The sequence below is a fragment of the Nocardia sp. CDC519 genome, from assembly GCF_059509835.1.
In genome coordinates this window covers 5,734,298-5,753,880 of sequence record NZ_CM183377.1, presented here as the reverse complement: position 1 = coordinate 5,753,880, position 19,583 = coordinate 5,734,298, and the positions used below count along the sequence as shown (strand labels likewise).

Genomic DNA, 19,583 nt, shown 5'->3' with positions numbered 1-19,583 from the left:
CTCCCCTGCCCCACCACGAGAAATCAACGCGGACCTTCCACTTCCCCACCCCACTGCCCTATCGGTCGTTAGGCTTGTTCGCACATCACCCCGGGCCCCCTTCCCTATGAGGAGCACGAGTTGCGTCAACCGAACCGCCGCCACGTTCTCGCCGGGCTCACCGCCGTCGCCGCCACGGCCCTGGTCGGTGGCCGAGCGGCGGCCAGGCCGCAGGCCCCGCAGACGGTGGCACCGCTCGGTGACGATTTCCTCTGGGGCGTAGCGGCTTCGGGTTTCCAATCCGAGGGCAATGCGCCCGACAGCAACTGGATGCGCTATATCGCGGCAGGTAAGACCGAGGATCCGTACCTGAATTCGATCGACTTCTATGGTCGTTTCCGCTCCGACATCGCACTGGCCGCGCAGCTGGGTGTGCGGGTCTACCGCATCGGAATCGAGTGGGCCAGGCTGCAGCCACGGCCGGGCGAATGGGATCCGGCGGGATTCCGGTTCTACGACAACGTCATCGCCACGATCGAAGCGGCGGGCATGCGGCCGATGCTCACCCTGGACCACTGGGTGTATCCGGGTTGGGAGGTGGACCGCGGTGGCTGGCGAAATCCGGCGATCGTGGACGACTGGCTGGCCAACGCGCGCGTCGTCGTCGATCGCTATGCCGGACACGACCCGCTGTGGATCACGTTCAACGAGCCGGCGATGTACGTGCTGAACGAAGTGCGCCACGGCGGGATCGGCGCCGGCGATGTTCCGGCCATGCAGGAACGTATCGCGCTGGCCCACAACACCATCTACGACCACATCCACCGCGTACATCCGGGCGCGCTCGTCTCCAGCAATGTCGCCTATATTCCGACCGCCGAGGACGTGGTGAACGGACCACTGATCGACCGGATCGGCGCGAAGCTCGACTACATCGGCATCGACTACTACTACGGCTTCTCCCCCGAGACGCTGCTGGCGGGTCTGCCGGATATCAACCGGCTGTGGACGATGCCGTTGCAGGCCGAGGGTATCTATTACGCATTGCAGCATTATGCGCGCCGGTTCCCCGGCCGACCGCTCTACATCGTCGAGAACGGGATGCCCACCGAGAACGGGCGCCCGCGGGCCGACGGCTACACCCGGGCCGACCTGCTGCGCGACACCGTGTACTGGCTGCAACGCGCGAAGGCCGACGGGATGAACCTCATCGGCTACAACTATTGGAGCCTGACCGACAACTACGAATGGGGTTCCTACACCCCGCGCTTCGGTCTCTACACCGTCGACGTCCGCACCGACCCCACGCTGACCAGGCGGCCGACCGACGCCGTCCCCGCCTACGCCGACATCACCCGCGCGGGTGGCGTGCCGCCCGGCTACCGGCCCACCCGCGGCCCCGCGAACTGCTCGTTCGTGGATGCGGTGGCAAGCTGCGCCGATCCGGTGCGGGTCCCGCGCTGACCGGCGGGTTCGGCGGCGCGCACCCGCCGCGCCGACCGTCGACCGCGATGGGCGTCACCCTCGACGTGCCCGGCCGGTGCGCCGGATCCGTGTAAGACTGGCGGCGTGAACGGGCCGAACGTGGACAAGACCGCACCCGAGAAGACCGCTCGCGATCGCACGCCGAATCGGGGTGACGCCATCGGTGTCGGGGTGCTGTGGCTGGCGAAATGGGCGTTGTGCGTGGTCGCGATCGCCGCGGGCGCCTGGGTGATCGGCAATGTGGTCGCCAAGCTGTGGGTGGTGTTGCTGCCGGTGCTGCTGGCGATCGTGGTCGCCACCGTGCTGTGGCCGCCGGCCCGCTGGCTCATGGATCACAAGTTGCGTCCGGCCGCGGCCGCCTCCATCACGGTGATCGGGTTCCTCGGGGTGCTGGCGGGTGTGATCGCGCTGATCGTGCCGTCGGTGGTCGATCAGGCGCCTGCGCTGGCGGACAAGTCCACCGAGGGCATCAACAAGGTGCGTGATTGGTTGCAGGGCCCGCCGCTGAATGTGCGCGACGAGCAGTTGGATTCCGCGGTGGACGCGGTGGTCAGCCGATTGCAGTCCAGTGCCGAGCAGATCGCGACCGGCGTGTTCACCGGCGTCAGCGCGGCGACGTCGGCGCTGATCACGTTGTTCCTTGTGCTCGTGCTGTCGTTCTTCTTCATCAAGGACGGCCCGCGTTTCCTGCCGTGGCTGCACAATACGGTCGGCTCCCCTGCCGGCCGGCACCTCGAGGAGGTGCTGGCCCGGGTCTGGGCGGTGCTCGGTGGGTTCATCCGCACCCAGGCGGTGGTCAGCATGATCGACGCGGTGCTGATCGGTCTGGGGCTGGTGATCTTGGATGTGCCGCTGGCGTTGGTGCTCGCGGTGATCACCTTCCTCGGTGGGTTCATCCCGATGGTCGGCGCGTTCGTCGCCGGTGCGCTCGCGGTGCTGGTCGCGCTGGTCGCCAATGGCCTGACCACGGCGTTGATCGTGCTCGGCATCATCGTCGCGGTGCAGCAGCTGGAGGGCAATGTGCTGCAACCGGTGTTGCAGAGCCGCAGCATGAAGCTGCACGCGGTGATCGTGTTGCTGTCGGTGACGGCAGGCGGTGCCCTCTACGGGATCGTCGGGGCGTTCCTGGCGGTGCCGGTGGCGGCGGTGGCGGCGGTGGTGATCCGCTATGTGGGCGAGCAGATCGATGTGTTCACCACACCGCCGCCCGAGGAGCCGGACGCGGACGCGGAGCCGGGATCGGATCTGGCGCCCGCGACGGACTGATCGCCGCACGCCAAGGTCGAAAACGCCCTCATCGCCTGCCGCCTGCCGCTACAGTCCCGGTTCACCAGGGCCACCGGATGTTTCGGTGGGGTGTGAAAGGTGACCGTTGACAATGCGGAATACGACGGCGCGGCGCGTGCGAGATGCGGTCGCGGCGGCCGTCGCGGGGGTGTTGCTGGTGTCGGGTTGTTCGGGCTCCGGCGCGGACGCGGTGGGGCCGGGAGTCACCAGTGCGCCTTGTCCGCAGGCGGTGGACGAGAGCAAGGGTTGTCTCTATCTGGGTGTGCTGTCGGATCTGGGCGGCGGGCCGTTCGCCTCGCTCGGCACCGCATTGCAGGACGGCCAGCATGCCTTCTGGTCCGCGGTGAACAGATCCGGTGGGATCGGCGGCCGCTACGAGGTCGACGACACCACCTATGTGGAGAACACCAGCTATGACCCGACGCGCTACGCCGCCGCGTACGCGAAGGTGCAGCCGCATGTGCTGGCTTTGGCGATGAGCCTCGGCACCTCGCAGACCCAGACGATCCTGGGGCAGATGGACAGCGACGACATGCTCACCGGTGCGGGCACGCTGTGGTCGGGCTGGCAATACTCACAGACCGATCGTGGTCTGGTGCTCGAGATCGGCTACTCCTACTGCACCGAGGCGGTCCTCGGGCTGGATTGGCTCGCGCAGCGGTACGGTCGGCCCGAGCGGATCGCGGTCGTGGCCTATTCCGGTAATTACGGTGAGGACTACGCGTCGGGAGCGCGTACCTGGGCGATGACCAACAACGTGCCGGTCACCGCGAACATCACCACCGCGTCCAATCGGGAGCTCGGCAACCAGAATTCGGTGGTCCAGCAGTTGCTGGCCGATCCGCCGGACGCGATCGTGCTGGCCACCGGCCCGGTGGAGGCCGGCGAGATCGTCGGCAAGCTGGTGCAGCGCGGCTACCCCGGCCGGTTCATCGGTTCACTGCCGACGTGGAACGCGGCGCTGCTGGACTCCCCCGCCGGGCCCGCGCTGACCGCCCGCTACGCGACCACCGCGCCCTTCGACGGATGGGACGGCGCCAGTGCGGGTGCGGTGAGCGCGCGGGCCGCCGCGCCGCGGGTCCCGGAGAATTGGGGTTACAACGCCGGCTGGGCGTTGAGCTATCCGATGCGGGCGGTGCTGGAGAAGGTGGTGGCCGCGGGCACCGTCGACCGGACGGCGCTGCGTACGGCCGTGGCCGAGGGGTTGCCGGTGGATTTCGAGGGCATGCTCCCGCCGCACGACTATGCGGCGGGAGCGCCCGACCCGGCGGCGCATCGGGCGGTGGTCGGGGTGCCGGATGCGGGGGCGCCGAGCGGGTTGCGGACCGTGGCCACCGATTTCCACGGTCCGACTTCGCGCCGGCTACAGCTCACCGAACCGTGTATCCGGTTCTGACGGCGGCGGTCACCACCCCGGCGTGCCCGAGACCGGGATATTGATCCAGCTGGGCTGGTTCGGGTCCAGTCGCACGTGCTGCGGTTTGAGCTCGCTCTCGTTGAGCAGTGGGCGCAGCGGCAGCCCGCGCGGGAAGTTCATCGCGTAGACGTCCACGCGCAGCCGGTGCCCGGGCTGCAGGATGGCGTCGGTGGCGGTGAGCCCGATATCGATGACGGTGGGTTGACCGGGCACCAGCGGTTGCCTGGTGGCGAGGGTGAGGACGGGGTATGGGTCGGTGTAGTCGCCGTTGGCCGAGCGGCTCGCGCGCGTCTCGTCCACGGTCCGCAGTGAGGCGGTGAGCTGGCCGCTGGTGAGCACGGTAGAGCGTCCGTCGGGCGCGACATCGTTGACGGTCACCGACCAGTAGCCGTCGGTGGCGTCGTGGACGGCGTTGAGGTGCAGGCTGATCGGGCCGGAGATCTCGGTCGGTCCGTGCACGGGGGCGCTGGTGAAGGTCAGGGCGCTGGTTTCGCTGATCCGCGAGTCCTTGGCGCAGGCGTCGAGGATGCCGGTGATGCCCGCGGTGCCGGTGGCCGAATCACGCGAGCACAGCGTGGCCAGTCCGGGTGCGACGGTGAGCTGGGCGGGTGCGCCGGGCGCGGGGCTCAGGCTGCCGTCGTGGACGCTGCGTACGGTGCCCGACGGTGCCGCGTCGAGGTACATGCGGCGGTAGTCCATGCCGGGGCGGGGGAAGGCGGTGGTGCTGGTCCAGCCGCCGCCCTGCTGCCACAGGGTGACGTTGTCGTAGGTGTCGATGCCGTTGTCGATGCCCTTGAGCCACTTGTCGAACCAGGCGCGTTGCAGCACGTCCAGTCGCGGTGGCGCGCCGGGAAGGCCGTTTCCGCTGCCGGTGGTCAGGTGGTAGATGTCGCCCATGATGAGCTTCTTCTGCGAGTCGGGCACGTCGACGGCGTTGTAGACCCGGGGCGAGGAGTAGGTGAAGATGTCGTGCCAGCCGCCGTAGACGAAGGTCGGGATGTCGATCTTGTCGGGGTGGCCGAGCCAGGATTGCCGGATGGCGCTGTCTTCCTGGATGAGTTCGAGCAGGTGCGGCGGAATGGCGTCGACGCTGGGCACGGTGAGCGCGGCGAGCAGGTAGTTGACGAAGGTCAATGGGTCCTGGACGCGGTCGGCCAGCCATTTCCAGTCGAACCGGCCGTCGAACATCGACTTCACGTCCGGGATCAGTTTGGAGGTGTTGACGGCCAGTAGCCAGGCGGGCAGGAACCCGAATCCGACGCCGCCGCCGGTGGCCGCGATGTCGCGCAGTAGGTCGCTGCCCGGCACGATCGGGAAGATCGCTTGCAGCGCTTCGGGTTTACGTTCGGCGGTCTGCAACTGGTTGATCGCCGAGTAGGAGATGCCGGTCATGCCGACCTTGCCGGTGGACCAGGGTTGGGCGGCGGCCCAGTTCACCACTTCGACGCCGTCGAGCTGTTCGCGTTCGCCGAAGACCTGCCAGGTGCCCTGGGAGAAGCCGGTGCCGCGCACGTCGACGACGACCTGGGTGTAGCCGCTCTGAATGAGCTTGCGGTCCACGCCGAACGATCGCAGGGTGCCCGCGGGCATGGCCTTGGTGATCTCGGTGAGCCCACCCAGGCCGTAGGCGGACAGGTCGAAGCTCTTGAAGAGTTCAGTGAGGGCGTCGGCCAGCACCGGGAAGGTGAGCGCCGAATCCAGCACGTTGCCGACGAGTTTGGTGTACGGGGTGAGGTTGACGATCGTCGGCGTCTTCTCCTCGATCGGCCTGCCCGCGGCGTCGGCCGGACGGTAGACGTTGGCTTTGAGGACGGTGCCGTCGCTCATCGTGATGGGCACATCCCAGTCGATGTGCACATTCGGGTAGGCGCGTGGGCCGTCATGGGTGGCGGTCCAGTGCGCGCCGAGCGCGCCGCCGTCCGGTTGTGCCTGCCCGGTCTGGGCCGCCACCAGCGCGGTGGTGACCGCGACGATGGTCACCAGGGTGGCTACGGCACTCCGAACGAGACGTCGATGTCTGATCATGTGTCCCCTCATCCCGACAAGAGCGGAACTCCATCGTTCCTGACTCGCGGGTAACCATAGGATGGATCACATTCCGTGGCAACTATGACCCGGATCTCACCGGTGCCCGGTCGCGGCGAAGAGCTCGTGTCCGTCGAGCCCATATCCTGGTCGCATGACCGTGCTGACTGACGGGCCGCCCGATCGGCTGCCCCATGGCCCGCACCGCCTCACCCGCGAAGAAGTCGAGAACTCGCAGTACCAGCGGTTGTGCGCGGCCGCATTGGAGGCGGTGGGTGAGCTGGGCTATGCCCCGACCACGGTTACCGAGATCGTCGGGCGGGCCCGGGTGGCCCGGCGCACCTTCTACGCACTGTTCGGCGGCAAAGAGGAATGCTTCGCCGCCGCCTACGACAGCGCGGTGGCCGATTGCCTCGGACTGCTCGCCGAGACGATCACCCTCGGCGCGGATACGCCGTTCGCCGAACGGGTGCACACCTCGTTCCGGGTGTTCCTGGAGATCCTGGCCGCCCGCCCGGCCGCCACGCGCGCACTCTACATCGAGATCCTGGCCGCCGGACCGGCGTTGATCGAGCATCGCGCGCGGGTCCATCGGCTCTTCGCCGAGCACATCGTGGCGGTCGGGCGGATCGGTGTGCAGCGCGGTGAGGTTCCCGTCGATCCGGATCCGGCGCTGATCGACATGCTGCTCGGCGGGATCAGTGATCGGATCGTCGCCTGCCTGTACGAGCGCGGTGCCGAGCATTTGCCGGACCTGGCGCCACTGTTCACCAGGACCGCACTCATCCTGTGCGGTGCACAGCGGCCCGGCGCGGGTTCAGCGGAATCCGAGCAGGGTTAGCCAGCCGGTCAACTGCAGGTCGAACACCTCGGTGCGGTCGGTGAAGGTGCCCGGCCCGTACATGTCGAAGACGTCGAAGCTGACGGCGCCGAACAGCGCGCTCCACAGCACCAGTGCCCGCGCCAGCAGCCAGTCGGGGATCTCCAGGCCGAATTCGGTTCGGATGCGCGCGAAATCGCCGAGAGTGGCCGAGGAAATGGGCTTGGTCGCGGCCGGCTCGTCGAGTGCCGCGTCGCGGTGCGCGGCTTCGACCAGGCGCAGCAGTGTCGCGATGACGCGGGTGCCGGGCGCGACGGTCTGTTCGGCGGGCGCGGCGTAGCCCGGCACCGGTGTGCCGAAAAGCAGTCCGTACCAGGCGGGTTCGGCCAGACCCCAGTCGCGGACGGCGTGCGCCGCGGCGCGCAGCCGGGCGGCCGGATCGGCGGCGGCGGCCGCGACCGCGGCGTCGACGGCATCGCCGAGGGCGTCGTACCCGTCGACCACCAGCAGCGTCAGCAGCTCGTCGCGGCTGCGGACGTAGCGGTAGACCGCCGAGGAGACGACGCCGAGTTCACGGGCGACCGCGCGCAGCGACAGCGCGGCGGCCCCCTCGGTGGCCAGCTGGGTGCGCGCGATGCGTTTGATGTCTTCCATCGTCTGGGCGCGTGCGCGGGCCCTCGGTGTGGTCATGCGCTCACCCTGACCCATCGCCGAGAGCGATGTCAACAACAGTGATCACCGCTCCCCCACAGCGTGGCCGGCCGCCGGCTCAGCGCCCGGATTCGTCCAGCTCGGCGACCGCGCGTTCGATTTCGTCGGCCAGCGTGGCGCCACCGACCTCCCAGGCCGCGGCACGGAACCGGTCGCGGAATCGGCTGAGGTCGCTGCCGATGCCCTCGCCGCCGTAACTGGTCGCGGCCGCGTCGCGGAAGGTGCGCACCATTTCGTCGGCGAGCTCGGCGATGCGCGCCCGGATCAGTTTGCGCAGTGCGCCGCTGAGGGTGACGTCGGTGCCGACGTCGTAGAGGATCAGCGCCCCCTTGAGCATGGGCAGGTCCGGGATTGCCCAGTTCTCGCCGTGCCGTTCCAGGTATTGGGCGGCCAAGAGTTCCTCGACGATGTCGGGCCGGCGGTCGCCGAGCAGTTCGGTGAGTTCGTCGTCGTCGAGGACGGCGGATTGGTCGGAATGTCCCGGCTTGCGCGGGTCGAACACCGCGCGCCAATCGCTCGCGCCCGCCCCGGCGTCGCTGGCGAAGACCTCGCGGATCGCGTCCAGGCGCAGGCCGCGGGCCTGCATGGCGAGGATGTCGCGCAGCCGGTCGAGGTGTTCGGTGCGGTAGAGGGCTTCCTTGCCGACTCGCTCGGGCTTGGGCAGCAAGCCGAGCGAGTGGTAGTAGCGGATCGTTCGCGCCGGGACGCCGCTCAGTTCGGCCAGCTGGGTGCGGCTGTATCGGGACACGCGACCAGCATAGATACCAAGCGCACCCTTCGTTGACAGTTCCAACTGTCGTCATTAGCGTAACCGGCGTCACTGCCGACGCCCACCGAGGAGTTTCCCCATGTCTGAGCAAGCGACGGACTACGACGTCCTCATCGTCGGGTCCGGGTTCGGCGGCAGCGTCACGGCGCTGCGATTGGTGGAGAAGGGGTACAAGGTCGCCGTCATCGAGGCCGGCCGCCGCTTCGCCGACGACGAGCTGCCCAAGACCAGCTGGGATCTGCGCAAATTCCTGTGGGCGCCCAAGCTCGGCTGCTACGGCATTCAGCGCATCCACCCGCTGCGCGATGTGCTGATCCTCGGCGGCGCCGGCGTCGGCGGCGGCTCGCTCAACTACGCCAACACCCTGTACGTGCCGCCGGAGCCGTTCTTCCAGGACGCCCAGTGGCGCGATATCACCGACTGGCGTGATGAGCTGACCCCGTACTACGAGCAGGCGCAGAAGATGCTCGGCGTGGTCCGCAATCCGCACATGACCCCCGCCGACGAGGTGTTCAAGCAAGTCGCCGAGGACATGGGCGTCGGCGACACCTTCGTGCAGACGCCGGTCGGAGTGTTCTTCGGTGAACCCGGCAAAACGGTGGAGGATCCGTACTTCGGTGGCGTCGGCCCCGAGCGCACCGGCTGCCTGGAGTGCGGCGACTGCATGGTCGGCTGCAAGTACGGCGCCAAGAACACCCTGGTGAAGAATTACCTCTACCTCGCGGAAAAGGCGGGCGCGCAGGTCATTCCGATGACGACCGTCACCGCGTTGCGCCCGCAGCCGGACGGCAGCTGGGAAGTGGCGACCGAACGCACCGGCGCCTGGGTCCGCAAGAGCCCGGCCACCTACACCGCGGGCAAGGTGGTGCTCGCCGCAGGCACCCTCGGCACCCAGAAGCTGCTGCACGCCATGCGCGATCAGGGCGTGCTGCCCGACCTCTCGGAACGGCTCGGCGTGCTCACCCGCACCAATTCCGAGTCGATCGTCGGTGCGGCCACCAAGAAGGTGATCCCCGGCCAGGACTTCACCAAGGGCGTGGCGATCACGTCCTCGATCCACCCCACTCCCGACACCCATATCGAGCCGGTGCGGTACGGCAAGGGCTCGAACTCCATGGGCCTGCTGCAGACGCTGATGGTCGACGGCGGTGGGCGCATCCCGCGCTGGCTGCGCTTCCTCGGCATCGCGCTGCGCCATCCGCTGACGTTGCTGAGCTTCCTGAGCGTGCGCAACTGGAGTGAGCGCACCATCATCTCGCTGGTCATGCAGCATCTGGACAACTCCATCACCACCTACACCAAACGCGGGCTCTTCGGCCGCAAGCTCACCTCCAAGCAGGGGCACGGCCAGCCGAACCCGACCTGGATTCCCGCCGGTAACGACGTCACCCGCCGGGTGGCCGAGAAGATCGACGGCGTCGCAGGCGGCACATGGGGTGAGGTGTTCAATATCCCGCTCACCGCGCACTTCCTCGGCGGCGCGGCCATCGGCGCCGACCGCGAATCCGGAGTGATCGACGCCTACCACCGCGTCTACGGCTATCCCACGCTCAGCGTCGTCGACGGCGCGGCCGTCTCGGCCAACCTCGGGGTCAACCCGTCGCTGACCATCACCGCGCAGGCCGAACGCGCCGCCGCCTACTGGCCCAACAAGGGTGAGCAGGATCTGCGTCCGGATCAGAACGCCCCATATCAGCGCATCGCGCCCATCGCGCCGCGCAACCCGGTCGTCCCGGCGCATGCCCCCACCGCGTTGAAGCTGCCGACCGTGCCGAGTCGCCGCTCCGACAACGCTCCCGCGGCAGGCTGATCCCCCGTCTCGTTGTGCCCCCGTCGGCTCCTCGCCGGCGGGGGCACGGCGTATCCGGCGACGTCGGCGGCGCGAATCGGCCCGCGATGGACGGAATCCGGCCCGGTGACCTTCACGTGCTCGTATGTTTGCCCTACACAGTGAGATCGGAGATGGACAGTGGGTACAGGTGAGGTCGCTGCGGACTATGTGATCGTCGGGGCGGGGTCGGCGGGCGCGGTGCTGGCCGCCCGGCTCAGCGACGATCCCGATACCACGGTGCTGCTGCTGGAGGCCGGGCCGCAGGACAAGAACAAGTTCATTCATATTCCGGCCGGGTTCGCCAAGCTGTTCCGCAGCGAGGTGGACTGGGACTACCTGACCGAACCGCAGCCGGAGCTCGACGGCCGCCAGATCTATTGGCCGCGCGGAAAGACCTTCGGTGGGTCGTCGTCGATGAACGCCATGATGTGGGTGCGCGGGTTCCGCGCCGACTACGACGAATGGGCGCTGCTGGCGGGCGAGGATTGGAGCTTCGCCAAGGTCGTCGAACAGTACCGTCGCATCGAAAACGTCGAAGGCGCCCAATATCCCGACGAAGGCACCGACGGTCCGCTGCACATCGCCCATCAGCGCAGCCCACGCCGATCGACCGCCGCCTATCTGGAGGCGGTGCGCGAATGCGGCTTCACCGTGGAGCCGCCCAACCGGCCCGCGCCGGAGGGCTTCTGCCAGACGATGGTGACCCAGCGCGGCGGCAGGCGCTGGAGCACCGCCGACGCCTACCTGCGTCCGGCGCTGCGCAGGCCGAACCTCATCGTGCGCACCGAAGCGCTGGCCACCCGCGTGCTCTTCGACGGAACCCGCGCCACCGGCGTGGAATTCCGGCAGGGCGACGCCACGGTCACCGCGACTGCGCGACGCGAAGTGGTGCTGTGCGGCGGCGCGATCAACACACCGCAGCTCCTCATGCTCTCCGGCATCGGCGACCGTGCGGAACTGGAGCGCCACGGCATCGAGACCGTGCACCACGCACCGGAGGTCGGCGCGAACCTGCAAGATCATCTGGTGGCGGCGGTCGGCTACGGGGTGGAATCGGATTCGCTGTTCGCCGCCGAGAAGCCACGTCAGCTGCTGGATTATCTGCTGCGCCATCGGGGCATGCTCACCTCCAATGTCGGCGAGGCCTACGGCTTCCTGCGCAGCGACCCCGATCTGGAGCTGCCCGATCTGGAGCTGATCTTCGCCCCTGCCCCGTTCTTCCATGAGGGGCTCGTCGATCCCACCGAGCACGGTGTGGTGCTGGCGACGGTCCTGCTGCGCCCGCACAGCCGGGGCCGCATCAGCCTCGCCTCCAAGGATCCGTCCGCCAAGCCGATCATCGACCCGCGCTATCTGTCCGACGCCGAGGGCGCCGACCGAGCCGCGATCATGTCCGGGCTGCGCACCTGCGTGCGGCTGGCCGAGGCGCCCGCGCTGAAATCGGTGCTCGGGCCGCTGATCTACCCGCCGCAGCCGCCCGCCGATATCGAGCAGACGCTGGAGCTGTCGCTCAACCGCTACTCCCATACCCTCTATCACCCGGCCGGGACCTGCCGGATGGGCTCCGACTCGGCCAGCGTCGTCTCCCCGCAGCTGCAAGTGCGTGGGGTACAGGGTCTGCGGGTGGCCGATGCGTCGGTGATGCCGGTGCTGGTGCGCGGGCATACGCACGCGCCGTCGGTGCTGATCGGTGAGCAGGCGGCGACGTTCATCAAGCGCGACGCGCGCGGCTGAACCGGGCGGCACGCCCTCGATCTCGGTGAGAACCGCACGAGGGCGGGCCGGGCCGGCGTCGCGCGGCAGCGTTCTCGCTGAGATCCGGTCTCCCGGTCGCGAGCGGGAAGGTGGCGCGCGGGTGGTTCAGAGGGCGGGCACCCGGGCGAATCCCAGCGGCGGCGTGGGATCGCGGTCGGGGCGCACCACCGGCCGGAAGTCGGGATGGTTGAGCAGCATGCCCGCATTGCGCGCCGCATAGCAACGCACCAGCGGCAACGCCCGCGCCACTTCCGCCCGTTCCACCGGTTCGGGATCGACGAATCCGATGGAGTCCAATCGCAGCCCGAGGGTGTGGCTGATCCGGACGATCGCCGAAGACTTACGGCCCCAGCCGATCTCGACGACGGAGAACATCTCGAGCAGTCCGTGCCTGCGCAGCATGTCCGTGGTGCGCGTCCGGTCGCCCCGGCTGGCCACCGCATGCCACATTCCGCGTTCGCTCAGCATCCGCAGCGTGCGCAGAGCGGAACGATCCAACGCGCCGGCCGTGCCGTCGTAGACGACGCCGTCCCACAGCGTGTTGTCCAGTTCCCAGACAAGACATCGCAGTGCCGGTTGCATCTCGGCGCCCCTATCGGTCTCGTATCGCTGTTGCCGCGCCGAACACGGCAGGCGGGTCCAGCACACCATCCAGCGCACGGCACGGGCCGGGCAAGACCCAGCTTTCCCGGGCCGACGCGGCCGGGACGATGCTACCCATACCCATCACCCGACGACCACTCGTGCGCGCGCCGTCATCGCGGCAACCCCAGGCCGTCGGCCAGCACCGGCCACGAGTCCTTCATCGCCTGCTGCCAATACCCCCACGAATGGGTGCCGGTGGGCTGGAAATCGAAGGTGGCCGGAATGCCCAGCTGATGCAGCCGGTCGCGCAGATTGTGGGTGCACCAGTTCACCGCCGCCTCGATCAACCCGCCCAGCACCAGCTGATTGGCGAAACCACGCGGACCCGGCTGCATGTGGGTGCCGTTGTACACGTCGAACATCCCCGGGATGCCGGTGCCGGTGGAGATGAACAACTTCAGCCCGCGCAATCCCTCGGCATTGACATACGGGTCGTTGGCGGCCCACATCGGGTCTCCGGGCGGGCCGTACATGTTGTCGGTGTCACCACCGCCCCACGACTCCACCGCCATCTTCACGAACTGCTGCCCGATCGGATCGCTGATCTGCGCGCACCCGCTGTAGGCCGCGACGGCGCGGTACAGGCCGGGTTTGGCGATGGGCAGCTGCAGCACCGAGGTACCGGAGGTCGACAGCCCGGCGATGGCGTTGACGCCGGTGGTGCCGAATTCCGCGTCGATCAGTGGCGGCAGTTCCTCGGTGAGGAACGTCTTCCACTTGTACACACCGAGTTTCGGATCACGGGCACGCCAGTCGGTGTAGTAGCTCCATCGCCCGCCGATCGGCTGCACCACGTTGACATCCTTGTCGGCCAGGAACCGCAGCACATCGGTGTTCTTCTGCCAGGTCGCGCTGTCCTGCCCACCACCACCGCCGTTGAGCAGATACAACGTCGGCCGCGGCACCGACCGATCCGCGGGCCGCTGCACGTTCACCATGATGTCGGTGTCCATCGAGGCCGAGTGCACCCGCAGCTGCACCGTGCGGTCGTCGACCTCCCAGGATCCGGTGATCGACGATGCGGGCTCGGCCGTCGCGTTCGGCGCCACCGCCGCGGCACCGGGCGCCACCGCCATCATCGCGAACGCGACCGCAAGCACGCGTCCCCGCGTACGGCGGGCCATTCCTGATCCGATCATGAGACGCGAAAGCTCCTGTCCTGGACGGCGACCGGTCGCGGCGCCGTCCAGCTGGTCGACTGCTGGTGAATCACCGACCAACCTAGAGCGCGCGGAGGCCGTCACCGGGCGAACAAGATCGCCTCTGGATACCTCACCAACAGCGGAGTTCACGCCTAGAGAGACAACACAATCCGGCGTCGTCGTCCAGGTGTGCGCGGCCACCGGCGACCACACCGCGCGGCGCGGCGCGGCGCGTAACCGACGGCGAGACAGGTGAGCTACTCCCGGGCCAGCGCGGCTTCGACAGCGGATTCGGGAGTGGTGGCGATGATGCCGGATCCGACGTGTTTCCCGTTCGCGTCGAGAATCCGCCACCCACCCAGCGTCACCACCCGGACGGCGCCGCGGTGGTTCGCGAGCGCCAGTTCCGACAATGTCCCCCATGAGCCACCGATGACGATGACGGCGTCGGCGGACCAGACCAGGATGGCGTTACGCGCCTGGCCCATATTCGTGTAGAGCACGGCGGACAAGCCGTCGCATACGCCGTCCCGGTCGGTGCCCGGGCGAACCCCGATGACCAGCCCACCGGCCTTCGAGGCCCCCTCGGCGACCGCTGCCATCACCCCGCCACCACCCCCGCACAGCACCGTCGCCCCCGCCTCGGCCAGCAACCGGCCGACCGCACGCGCGTTGGCGGCATCGGCCTCGCCGCATTCGCGCGGCCCGCACACAGCTACCTGGATCGGGGTCAACCTCACTCCTTGCGATTCGAATGTCCGGCGTCACCGCTACGCGCGGCACTGATGATGCGAATACGCCGCGCCACCATGGCCGATGATGCGCTGCGGACGATTATCGACGCAGCCTCGGAGTGCGCGGATCGTCTTCGCGATCGGCGGCGCGTTACCAGCCCCTGGTTGCCCGTACATCGATCGGGTACAGCCACGACAGGTACCCCTATCTGTGAGGAGAAGTGATGCAACGGTCCCGTGGCTATCTGATGCGATCGACGGTGGCGGCTGCCGCGTTGGCGGCGGGTGCGGTGCTGGCCGGGTGTGGTGACGACGACGGGTCCGATCCGGCGCCCCGGACGCCGGACCTGCCGACGATCACCATGACCACCCAGGGGGCGGCGACGACCTCACCCGGCGGAGACGAGGACACCGTGACCCCGCAGGCGGCGCAGCAGCTGTGCGACATGATCGAACCCGAACTCGACAATTGGCGCGACCAGGGCTCCACCGTGGCCAAGGTGAGCTTCAACGGCACGGTGCAGAACTGGGCCGCACGCAATGAAGGGCTCAACGACGAGGTGATCCGTGACAATTCGATCGTCGACACGGTGACCACCCAGACCTGCCCCGATGTGCGTCAACAGGCCATCGACATTCTGGAGGTGCCGGATCTGGCCTCGGCGTTGGCCGGTTGGGACAACTGATGACATGACGCCGGCGGCTGCCCGTCATCGCGGCGGCGGCGCCTCGGCCGAATCCGGTAGCGCGGTATCGGCGCCCAGGCCCTTGTCCTGAGCAGCGGCCCTGATCGCGTCCACCACCAGCAGCAGCGCCGCGCGCCGCGCGGTGGTGGTGCGGTAGGCCAGCGACACGGTGCGGGTGAGGATGTCGCCGAGCGCGATGATGTCGACTCCCGGCGGCCGCAAGGCGAGGCCGAGATCGGACACCAGGGTGACGCCGAGCCCGGCAGCGACCATCGCCATGGCGGTGGCCTGCTCCTCCACCTCGTGGTCGATCCGCGGCGACACCCCTGCCGATTGGAACGCCAACCGGACCGCGTGCCCGAAGTGCGAGCGGGCCGGCGCCAGAATCCACGGGTATTCGGCCAGCTCGGCCAACGTCACGCTGGTGGCGGGGACGGCACCGGCCGGTACCGCGGCGTAGAGCCGCTCCACCGCGATCACCGCACGTTCCAGGCCGCCGTCCCATGCCATCGGGTAATTGGAGTAGTCGAGCACGAACGACAGATCGAGCGCCCCGTCACGGACCGCCGCGGCGGTCGATTCCGGGGCGAGTTCACGGGTGCGCACCAGAATGCCGGGGTGGGTGCGCGCGAGGGCGTTGAGGGCGTCGGGCAGCAGACCGGAAGCCACCGAAGCCCACACCCCGGCGGTGAGTTTCGCCGTCACCGATTCGGCCGCATCCTCGAGCGCCTGGGTGGCGCGTTCGACCGAGGCCAGGATTTCTTCGGCATGCTCGGCCAGCAGCACTCCTTGGTCGGTGAGCTGGACCCGACGTCCACGCCGCTCCAGCAGCCGGGTGCCGACATCGCGCTCGAGCTGCGCCAGCTGTTGCGACACCGCCGAGGCGGTGTAGTGCAGCGCCGACGCGGCCGCGGTCACGGTGCCGCGGCGATGCAACTCGCGCAGCATCCGCAGGCGGGCCAGCGACAGATCCATGTCCCCGAGCCTAAGCGCTCCGTCCGCCCGCAGCGCTGTGCAGCAACGGTGAACACAGCCGTGAACCAACCGTAAATAGACGGGTGGACCTGTGCGAATGCACGCTGGGCAGCACAGGTCCTACCCACATCGGGTGGGATCGAAACCGGACCGGAGTGTGCGCGACGCGGCGATTCCCCGACGGCCGGAACGAGCACGAACAGGGAGGTGTCCGTCATGACGACAATGCACGAACCGGTCGGCGGTCCCGCACCGGTGAGCGATGTCGCTGGATGCGCGCCGACGCCGCCCAGCGCTGCTGTTCGCCGGACCGAACCGTATCTGCGCTTGCAATGGACCGATTCGCTCACCGGCGCCACCGGCTATCTGGTCGTGCACACCCTGCGCGCCGGGCTGGCCACCGGCGGCACCCGGATGCGCGCCGGATGCACGATGAGCGAGGTGGAGGACCTGGCGCGCGGCATGGCGGCCAAGACCGCCACCTTCGACCTACCGGTCGGCGGAGCCAAGGGCGGAATCGACTTCGACCCCAAGGATCCGCGGGCGATCGAGGTGCTGGAACGGTTCTGCGAGGCGATGCGCCCGTGGCTGGACGCGCATTGGGTCACCGCCGAGGATCTCGGTGTTCCGCAACATCTGATCGATGCGGTGTTCGACAAGCTCGGCCTCGGGCAGAGCTATCATGCCGCGATCCGTCGCGCCGACGACCCGGCCGCCACGCTGGCCCGGGTGCGCCGCGGGCTCGACGCGGCGGTCGACGGCGGTTTCCTGCTCGGCGATGTGATCGGCGGATACGGCGTCGCTCACGCCTGCTTGGCGGTCGCGGTCTGGTGGGGGCAGGCGCCGGCCCGGACGAGGGTGGCGATCCAGGGCATCGGCACCATGGGCGGAGCCGCGGCCTACTACCTGCACGAGGCCGGGATGACGGTCACCGCCGTCGCCGACGCCGCAGGCACGCTCTACCGCGCCGCCGGCCTCGACATTCCGGCGCTGCTCGAGCTGCGCGACGGCTACGGCGAGATCGACCGCAACCGGCTGCCCGCGGGCATCGAACAGCTGCCGCGTGGCGCGATCTTGTCCTGCGACGCCGACATTCTGGTGCCCGCGGCCATCTCGTACGCGATCACTCCGGACAATTCCTTCGGCGTCCGGGCCCGGGTCGTGGTCGAGGCCGCGAACGCCGCCACCACACCGGAGGCCGAGGCCATGCTCGCCGCCCGTGGCATCCCGGTGGTGCCGGATTTCGTCGCCAATGCCGGCGCGGTGGCCTGGGCGTGGTGGCTGCTGCTCGGTGAGGTCGACGACAACCCGGACACCTCGTTCGACCGGCTGCGCACCATCATGCACACCAAGGTCGCCCAGCTCTTGGCGGCCCGGGCCGAGCAGGGTCTCACCCCGCGCGAGGCCGGGCAGCGATGGGCCGACGATCCGGCACCGATCCAGGGGCCGGTCGTCATCCCCTGATCGGCGCCGGAGCGGTCCATCGGCGCCGCGGATCAATACCGTGAGGGCGAGCAGGGATTCCCGAGCCCGGAACCGGTGGCCAGATCGCAGATGCCGCTGGTGAGCATCTGGAACGGGGTGATGCCGAGCAGCACGATGATGCCGATGATGTCGCCCTGCTGCGCAAGGACTCCGGCCGATCGCGCGGCCGAGGAGCCAGCGTCGAGCATGGACGATCCGGTACCTGCCTCGGCCACCGGCGTGACCGAAGCCGCGGACCCGGCGTCGGCGTTCGCACCGGCCGCGGCGCCGACCAGGGAAGCCGCCGCGAGTGAGGCCGCGGCACAACGGAGGGAATTACGCACTGTCGCGCTCCTTTATTCGATGAATCGGGTGGTCAGCGATGCGGCTTGCTCATATCGCGGTTCATGGTCGGGATTTCGATGCTGATCGGCATCCGCAGCTCGGACAGATACGTCAGCGCGCCCTTGCGCAGGAATTCGTCGAACAGCCAGTACACCTCCGCCGTCGGCGGTGCCACGGTCAGCACGCCTTCGCGCACCGCGATGAACGGCCCCCAGCTCAACCGCAGCAGCGGATCCCAGACCGGTTCACGCGGAATGGCCAGCCCGTCGGCGATGCGGTCGCCCAGCAGGAACCGGGTGAACGAGCCGAGCACCGGCTTGCTGAGGATGGCGAAATCGACGTTGGCGCCGAGGCCGAGCAGCCGGTCGGCCAGCCGCGCCCCTTCCGGGGTCGCGGCGAGGATCGGGTCGAGAACCTGCGCCGCTTGGGAATTGGCTTCGGGCCAGGAATTGGGGATGTACTCGTCGCGGATACCGAGCATGTGCCCGGCGACCTGCCAGGAATGCAGGAACGCCTCCGACTCGTGCGGCGGGATCGGCACCTTCCAATTGGTCAGGTGCTTCATGACGGTCGTCGGCAGGCTGTGCCAGGTCACCATCATGTCGTTCTGGCTGATCGGAATGTCTTCCTCGGCCGACTGCACCCAGTGCGGAGATTGCGGAAGCAGATGCCGCACCGCCGCATGCACCAACCGCGTCTTGACGCAGGTGACGACCATTTCCCCGTCCGGGGCGTAGGCGTTGTTGCTGCCGATGTCGTAGCCGAGTTTGGCGGTCTTGGTGATGCGGTCCTTCAGGTCGTGGCCGCCCTTGGAGTAATAGACCGCGCGGGCTTCCTTCGGGATGACGGTGCTCATCATTCCGCTGGCGAAGCCGTAGAGCACGCCGAGGTAGAGCCCGCGCTTCTTGTTGAACTCGATCGCGGTGCCCAGTTTCGCCGGATCGGTCCAGTGCGGCATCTGCCGGGCGTACTCCATGAAGTCGCGCAGTTGCGGCGGCAACCCGTCGGGCAGCGGTTGACCGTTTCTGGTCCAGGTGCGCAGCAACTCGTTGACCCTGGGGACTTCGCCACGGTCGATCAGACCAGCGACCAGTTCGTCGGCCTCGGGATCCCACACCGTCATCGGATCGGCGCCGGTCCCGGATCCGGCGACCGAACCGTTCGGCGACCAGGTCCAGGGCTGCGCGCGGGCAGGCGAGACCACCGCCATGGCGCCGATCGCCCCCAGAATCCCCCCGGCCTTCAACGCATTACGCCTGTTGATTGCATCCATGACGTCCACTCCTCATCGAGTACAAGCAGATCCCGATCACGCGGAGGGCGGCCCGGACGCCACCTCCGCGACATCGCGGAATAGTCATTAACTTAACAGGGCGCCGTAACCTTGTACACGTTTTCGGAGCAACGGTGCGTCCACTCCCCTTCCGTCAGCAGTCGGTCCGCACGGACATGATCAACAACGCTGAACGGACACGCATCACCAGGGAGAACCGCGTTCCGCAGATGAAGTGCG

At 68.5% G+C, this 19,583-nt stretch carries 17 protein-coding genes; 8 read left to right on the top strand and 9 right to left on the bottom strand.

What is annotated here, in order from left to right; genetic code table 11:
- Nucleotides 1–120 precede the first annotated feature (120 nt).
- From AC5W7N_RS26020 to AC5W7N_RS26010, 3 genes are all read left to right on the top strand, one after another.
- On the top strand, nucleotides 121–1,443 hold the full coding sequence (locus AC5W7N_RS26020) for a family 1 glycosylhydrolase (protein WP_495922378.1): 1,323 nt from the start codon (nucleotides 121–123) through the stop codon (nucleotides 1,441–1,443).
- A 105-nt stretch (nucleotides 1,444–1,548) separates the two neighbouring features.
- Entirely contained in the window at nucleotides 1,549–2,730 is a 1,182-nt protein-coding gene (locus AC5W7N_RS26015) for an AI-2E family transporter (RefSeq protein WP_495922376.1), read from the top strand.
- Nucleotides 2,731–2,842: 112 nt separating this feature from the next.
- Entirely contained in the window at nucleotides 2,843–4,147 is a 1,305-nt protein-coding gene (locus AC5W7N_RS26010; protein WP_495922374.1) for an ABC transporter substrate-binding protein, read from the top strand.
- A 9-nt stretch (nucleotides 4,148–4,156) separates the two neighbouring features.
- On the opposite strand, the gene AC5W7N_RS26005 is transcribed toward AC5W7N_RS26010, so the two are convergent.
- A complete protein-coding gene (locus AC5W7N_RS26005; RefSeq protein ID WP_163817462.1) occupies nucleotides 4,157–6,193 on the bottom strand; it encodes a CocE/NonD family hydrolase in 2,037 nt (678 codons plus the stop codon).
- A gap of 154 nt (nucleotides 6,194–6,347) precedes the next feature.
- On the opposite strand from AC5W7N_RS26005, the gene AC5W7N_RS26000 reads away from it, so the two are divergent.
- Nucleotides 6,348–7,034 carry a TetR/AcrR family transcriptional regulator gene (locus AC5W7N_RS26000; protein ID WP_195019297.1) on the top strand — a complete coding sequence of 229 codons (687 nt, stop codon included), beginning with the start codon at nucleotides 6,348–6,350 and terminating at the stop codon, nucleotides 7,032–7,034.
- Here AC5W7N_RS26000 and AC5W7N_RS25995 read toward each other — a convergent pair.
- Together AC5W7N_RS25995 and AC5W7N_RS25990 are read right to left on the bottom strand one after the other, a co-directional pair.
- Nucleotides 7,011–7,703 carry a TetR/AcrR family transcriptional regulator gene (locus AC5W7N_RS25995; RefSeq protein WP_163817466.1) on the bottom strand — a complete coding sequence of 231 codons (693 nt, stop codon included), beginning with the start codon at nucleotides 7,701–7,703 and terminating at the stop codon, nucleotides 7,011–7,013. The two genes, AC5W7N_RS26000 and AC5W7N_RS25995, sit on opposite strands and share 24 nt — an antisense overlap.
- A 79-nt stretch (nucleotides 7,704–7,782) precedes the next feature.
- Nucleotides 7,783–8,472 carry a MerR family transcriptional regulator gene (locus AC5W7N_RS25990; protein WP_163817468.1) on the bottom strand — a complete coding sequence of 230 codons (690 nt, stop codon included), beginning with the start codon at nucleotides 8,470–8,472 and terminating at the stop codon, nucleotides 7,783–7,785.
- Between the two features lie 100 nt (nucleotides 8,473–8,572).
- Between AC5W7N_RS25990 and AC5W7N_RS25985 the strand changes: the two genes are divergently transcribed.
- Together AC5W7N_RS25985 and AC5W7N_RS25980 are read left to right on the top strand one after the other, a co-directional pair.
- Nucleotides 8,573–10,303, top strand: coding sequence for a GMC oxidoreductase (locus AC5W7N_RS25985; RefSeq protein ID WP_195019296.1), 1,731 nt, complete (start codon nucleotides 8,573–8,575; stop codon nucleotides 10,301–10,303).
- Nucleotides 10,304–10,462: 159 nt separating this feature from the next.
- Nucleotides 10,463–12,058 carry a GMC family oxidoreductase gene (locus AC5W7N_RS25980; RefSeq protein WP_195019295.1) on the top strand — a complete coding sequence of 532 codons (1,596 nt, stop codon included), beginning with the start codon at nucleotides 10,463–10,465 and terminating at the stop codon, nucleotides 12,056–12,058.
- 126 nt (nucleotides 12,059–12,184) lie between these two features.
- On the opposite strand, the gene AC5W7N_RS25975 is transcribed toward AC5W7N_RS25980, so the two are convergent.
- From AC5W7N_RS25975 to AC5W7N_RS25965, 3 genes are all read right to left on the bottom strand, one after another.
- Nucleotides 12,185–12,661 carry an HAD-IIIC family phosphatase gene (locus AC5W7N_RS25975; RefSeq protein WP_163817475.1) on the bottom strand — a complete coding sequence of 159 codons (477 nt, stop codon included), beginning with the start codon at nucleotides 12,659–12,661 and terminating at the stop codon, nucleotides 12,185–12,187.
- Nucleotides 12,662–12,834: 173 nt separating this feature from the next.
- The gene (locus tag AC5W7N_RS25970; protein WP_195019294.1) at nucleotides 12,835–13,863 is read right to left on the bottom strand and encodes an alpha/beta hydrolase; all 1,029 of its coding nucleotides are present in this window, start codon (nucleotides 13,861–13,863) and stop codon (nucleotides 12,835–12,837) included.
- Nucleotides 13,864–14,123: 260 nt separating this feature from the next.
- Nucleotides 14,124–14,600, bottom strand: coding sequence for an SLOG cluster 4 domain-containing protein (locus tag AC5W7N_RS25965; RefSeq protein ID WP_228815070.1), 477 nt, complete (start codon nucleotides 14,598–14,600; stop codon nucleotides 14,124–14,126).
- 224 nt (nucleotides 14,601–14,824) lie between these two features.
- Between AC5W7N_RS25965 and AC5W7N_RS25960 the strand changes: the two genes are divergently transcribed.
- Nucleotides 14,825–15,286 (top strand): hypothetical protein, encoded by a 462-nt coding sequence (locus tag AC5W7N_RS25960; protein WP_163817479.1) that lies wholly within the window; start codon nucleotides 14,825–14,827, stop codon nucleotides 15,284–15,286.
- Nucleotides 15,287–15,310: 24 nt separating this feature from the next.
- Here AC5W7N_RS25960 and AC5W7N_RS25955 read toward each other — a convergent pair whose 3' ends face one another.
- Nucleotides 15,311–16,261: a LysR family transcriptional regulator gene (locus AC5W7N_RS25955; RefSeq protein WP_194989826.1), complete on the bottom strand. Its 951-nt coding sequence runs from the start codon at nucleotides 16,259–16,261 to the stop codon at nucleotides 15,311–15,313.
- Between the two features lie 216 nt (nucleotides 16,262–16,477).
- Between AC5W7N_RS25955 and AC5W7N_RS25950 the strand changes: the two genes are divergently transcribed.
- Entirely contained in the window at nucleotides 16,478–17,725 is a 1,248-nt protein-coding gene (locus AC5W7N_RS25950) for a Glu/Leu/Phe/Val dehydrogenase dimerization domain-containing protein (RefSeq protein WP_228815069.1), read from the top strand.
- 32 nt (nucleotides 17,726–17,757) lie between these two features.
- Here AC5W7N_RS25950 and AC5W7N_RS25945 read toward each other — a convergent pair whose 3' ends face one another.
- Both AC5W7N_RS25945 and AC5W7N_RS25940 read right to left on the bottom strand, forming a co-directional pair.
- Nucleotides 17,758–18,069 carry a hypothetical protein gene (locus tag AC5W7N_RS25945; protein WP_194989827.1) on the bottom strand — a complete coding sequence of 104 codons (312 nt, stop codon included), beginning with the start codon at nucleotides 18,067–18,069 and terminating at the stop codon, nucleotides 17,758–17,760.
- A gap of 32 nt (nucleotides 18,070–18,101) precedes the next feature.
- Complete coding sequence (locus AC5W7N_RS25940) at nucleotides 18,102–19,343, bottom strand: oxygenase MpaB family protein (RefSeq protein WP_163817485.1); 1,242 nt, start codon at nucleotides 19,341–19,343, stop codon at nucleotides 18,102–18,104.
- Nucleotides 19,344–19,583 lie beyond the last annotated feature (240 nt).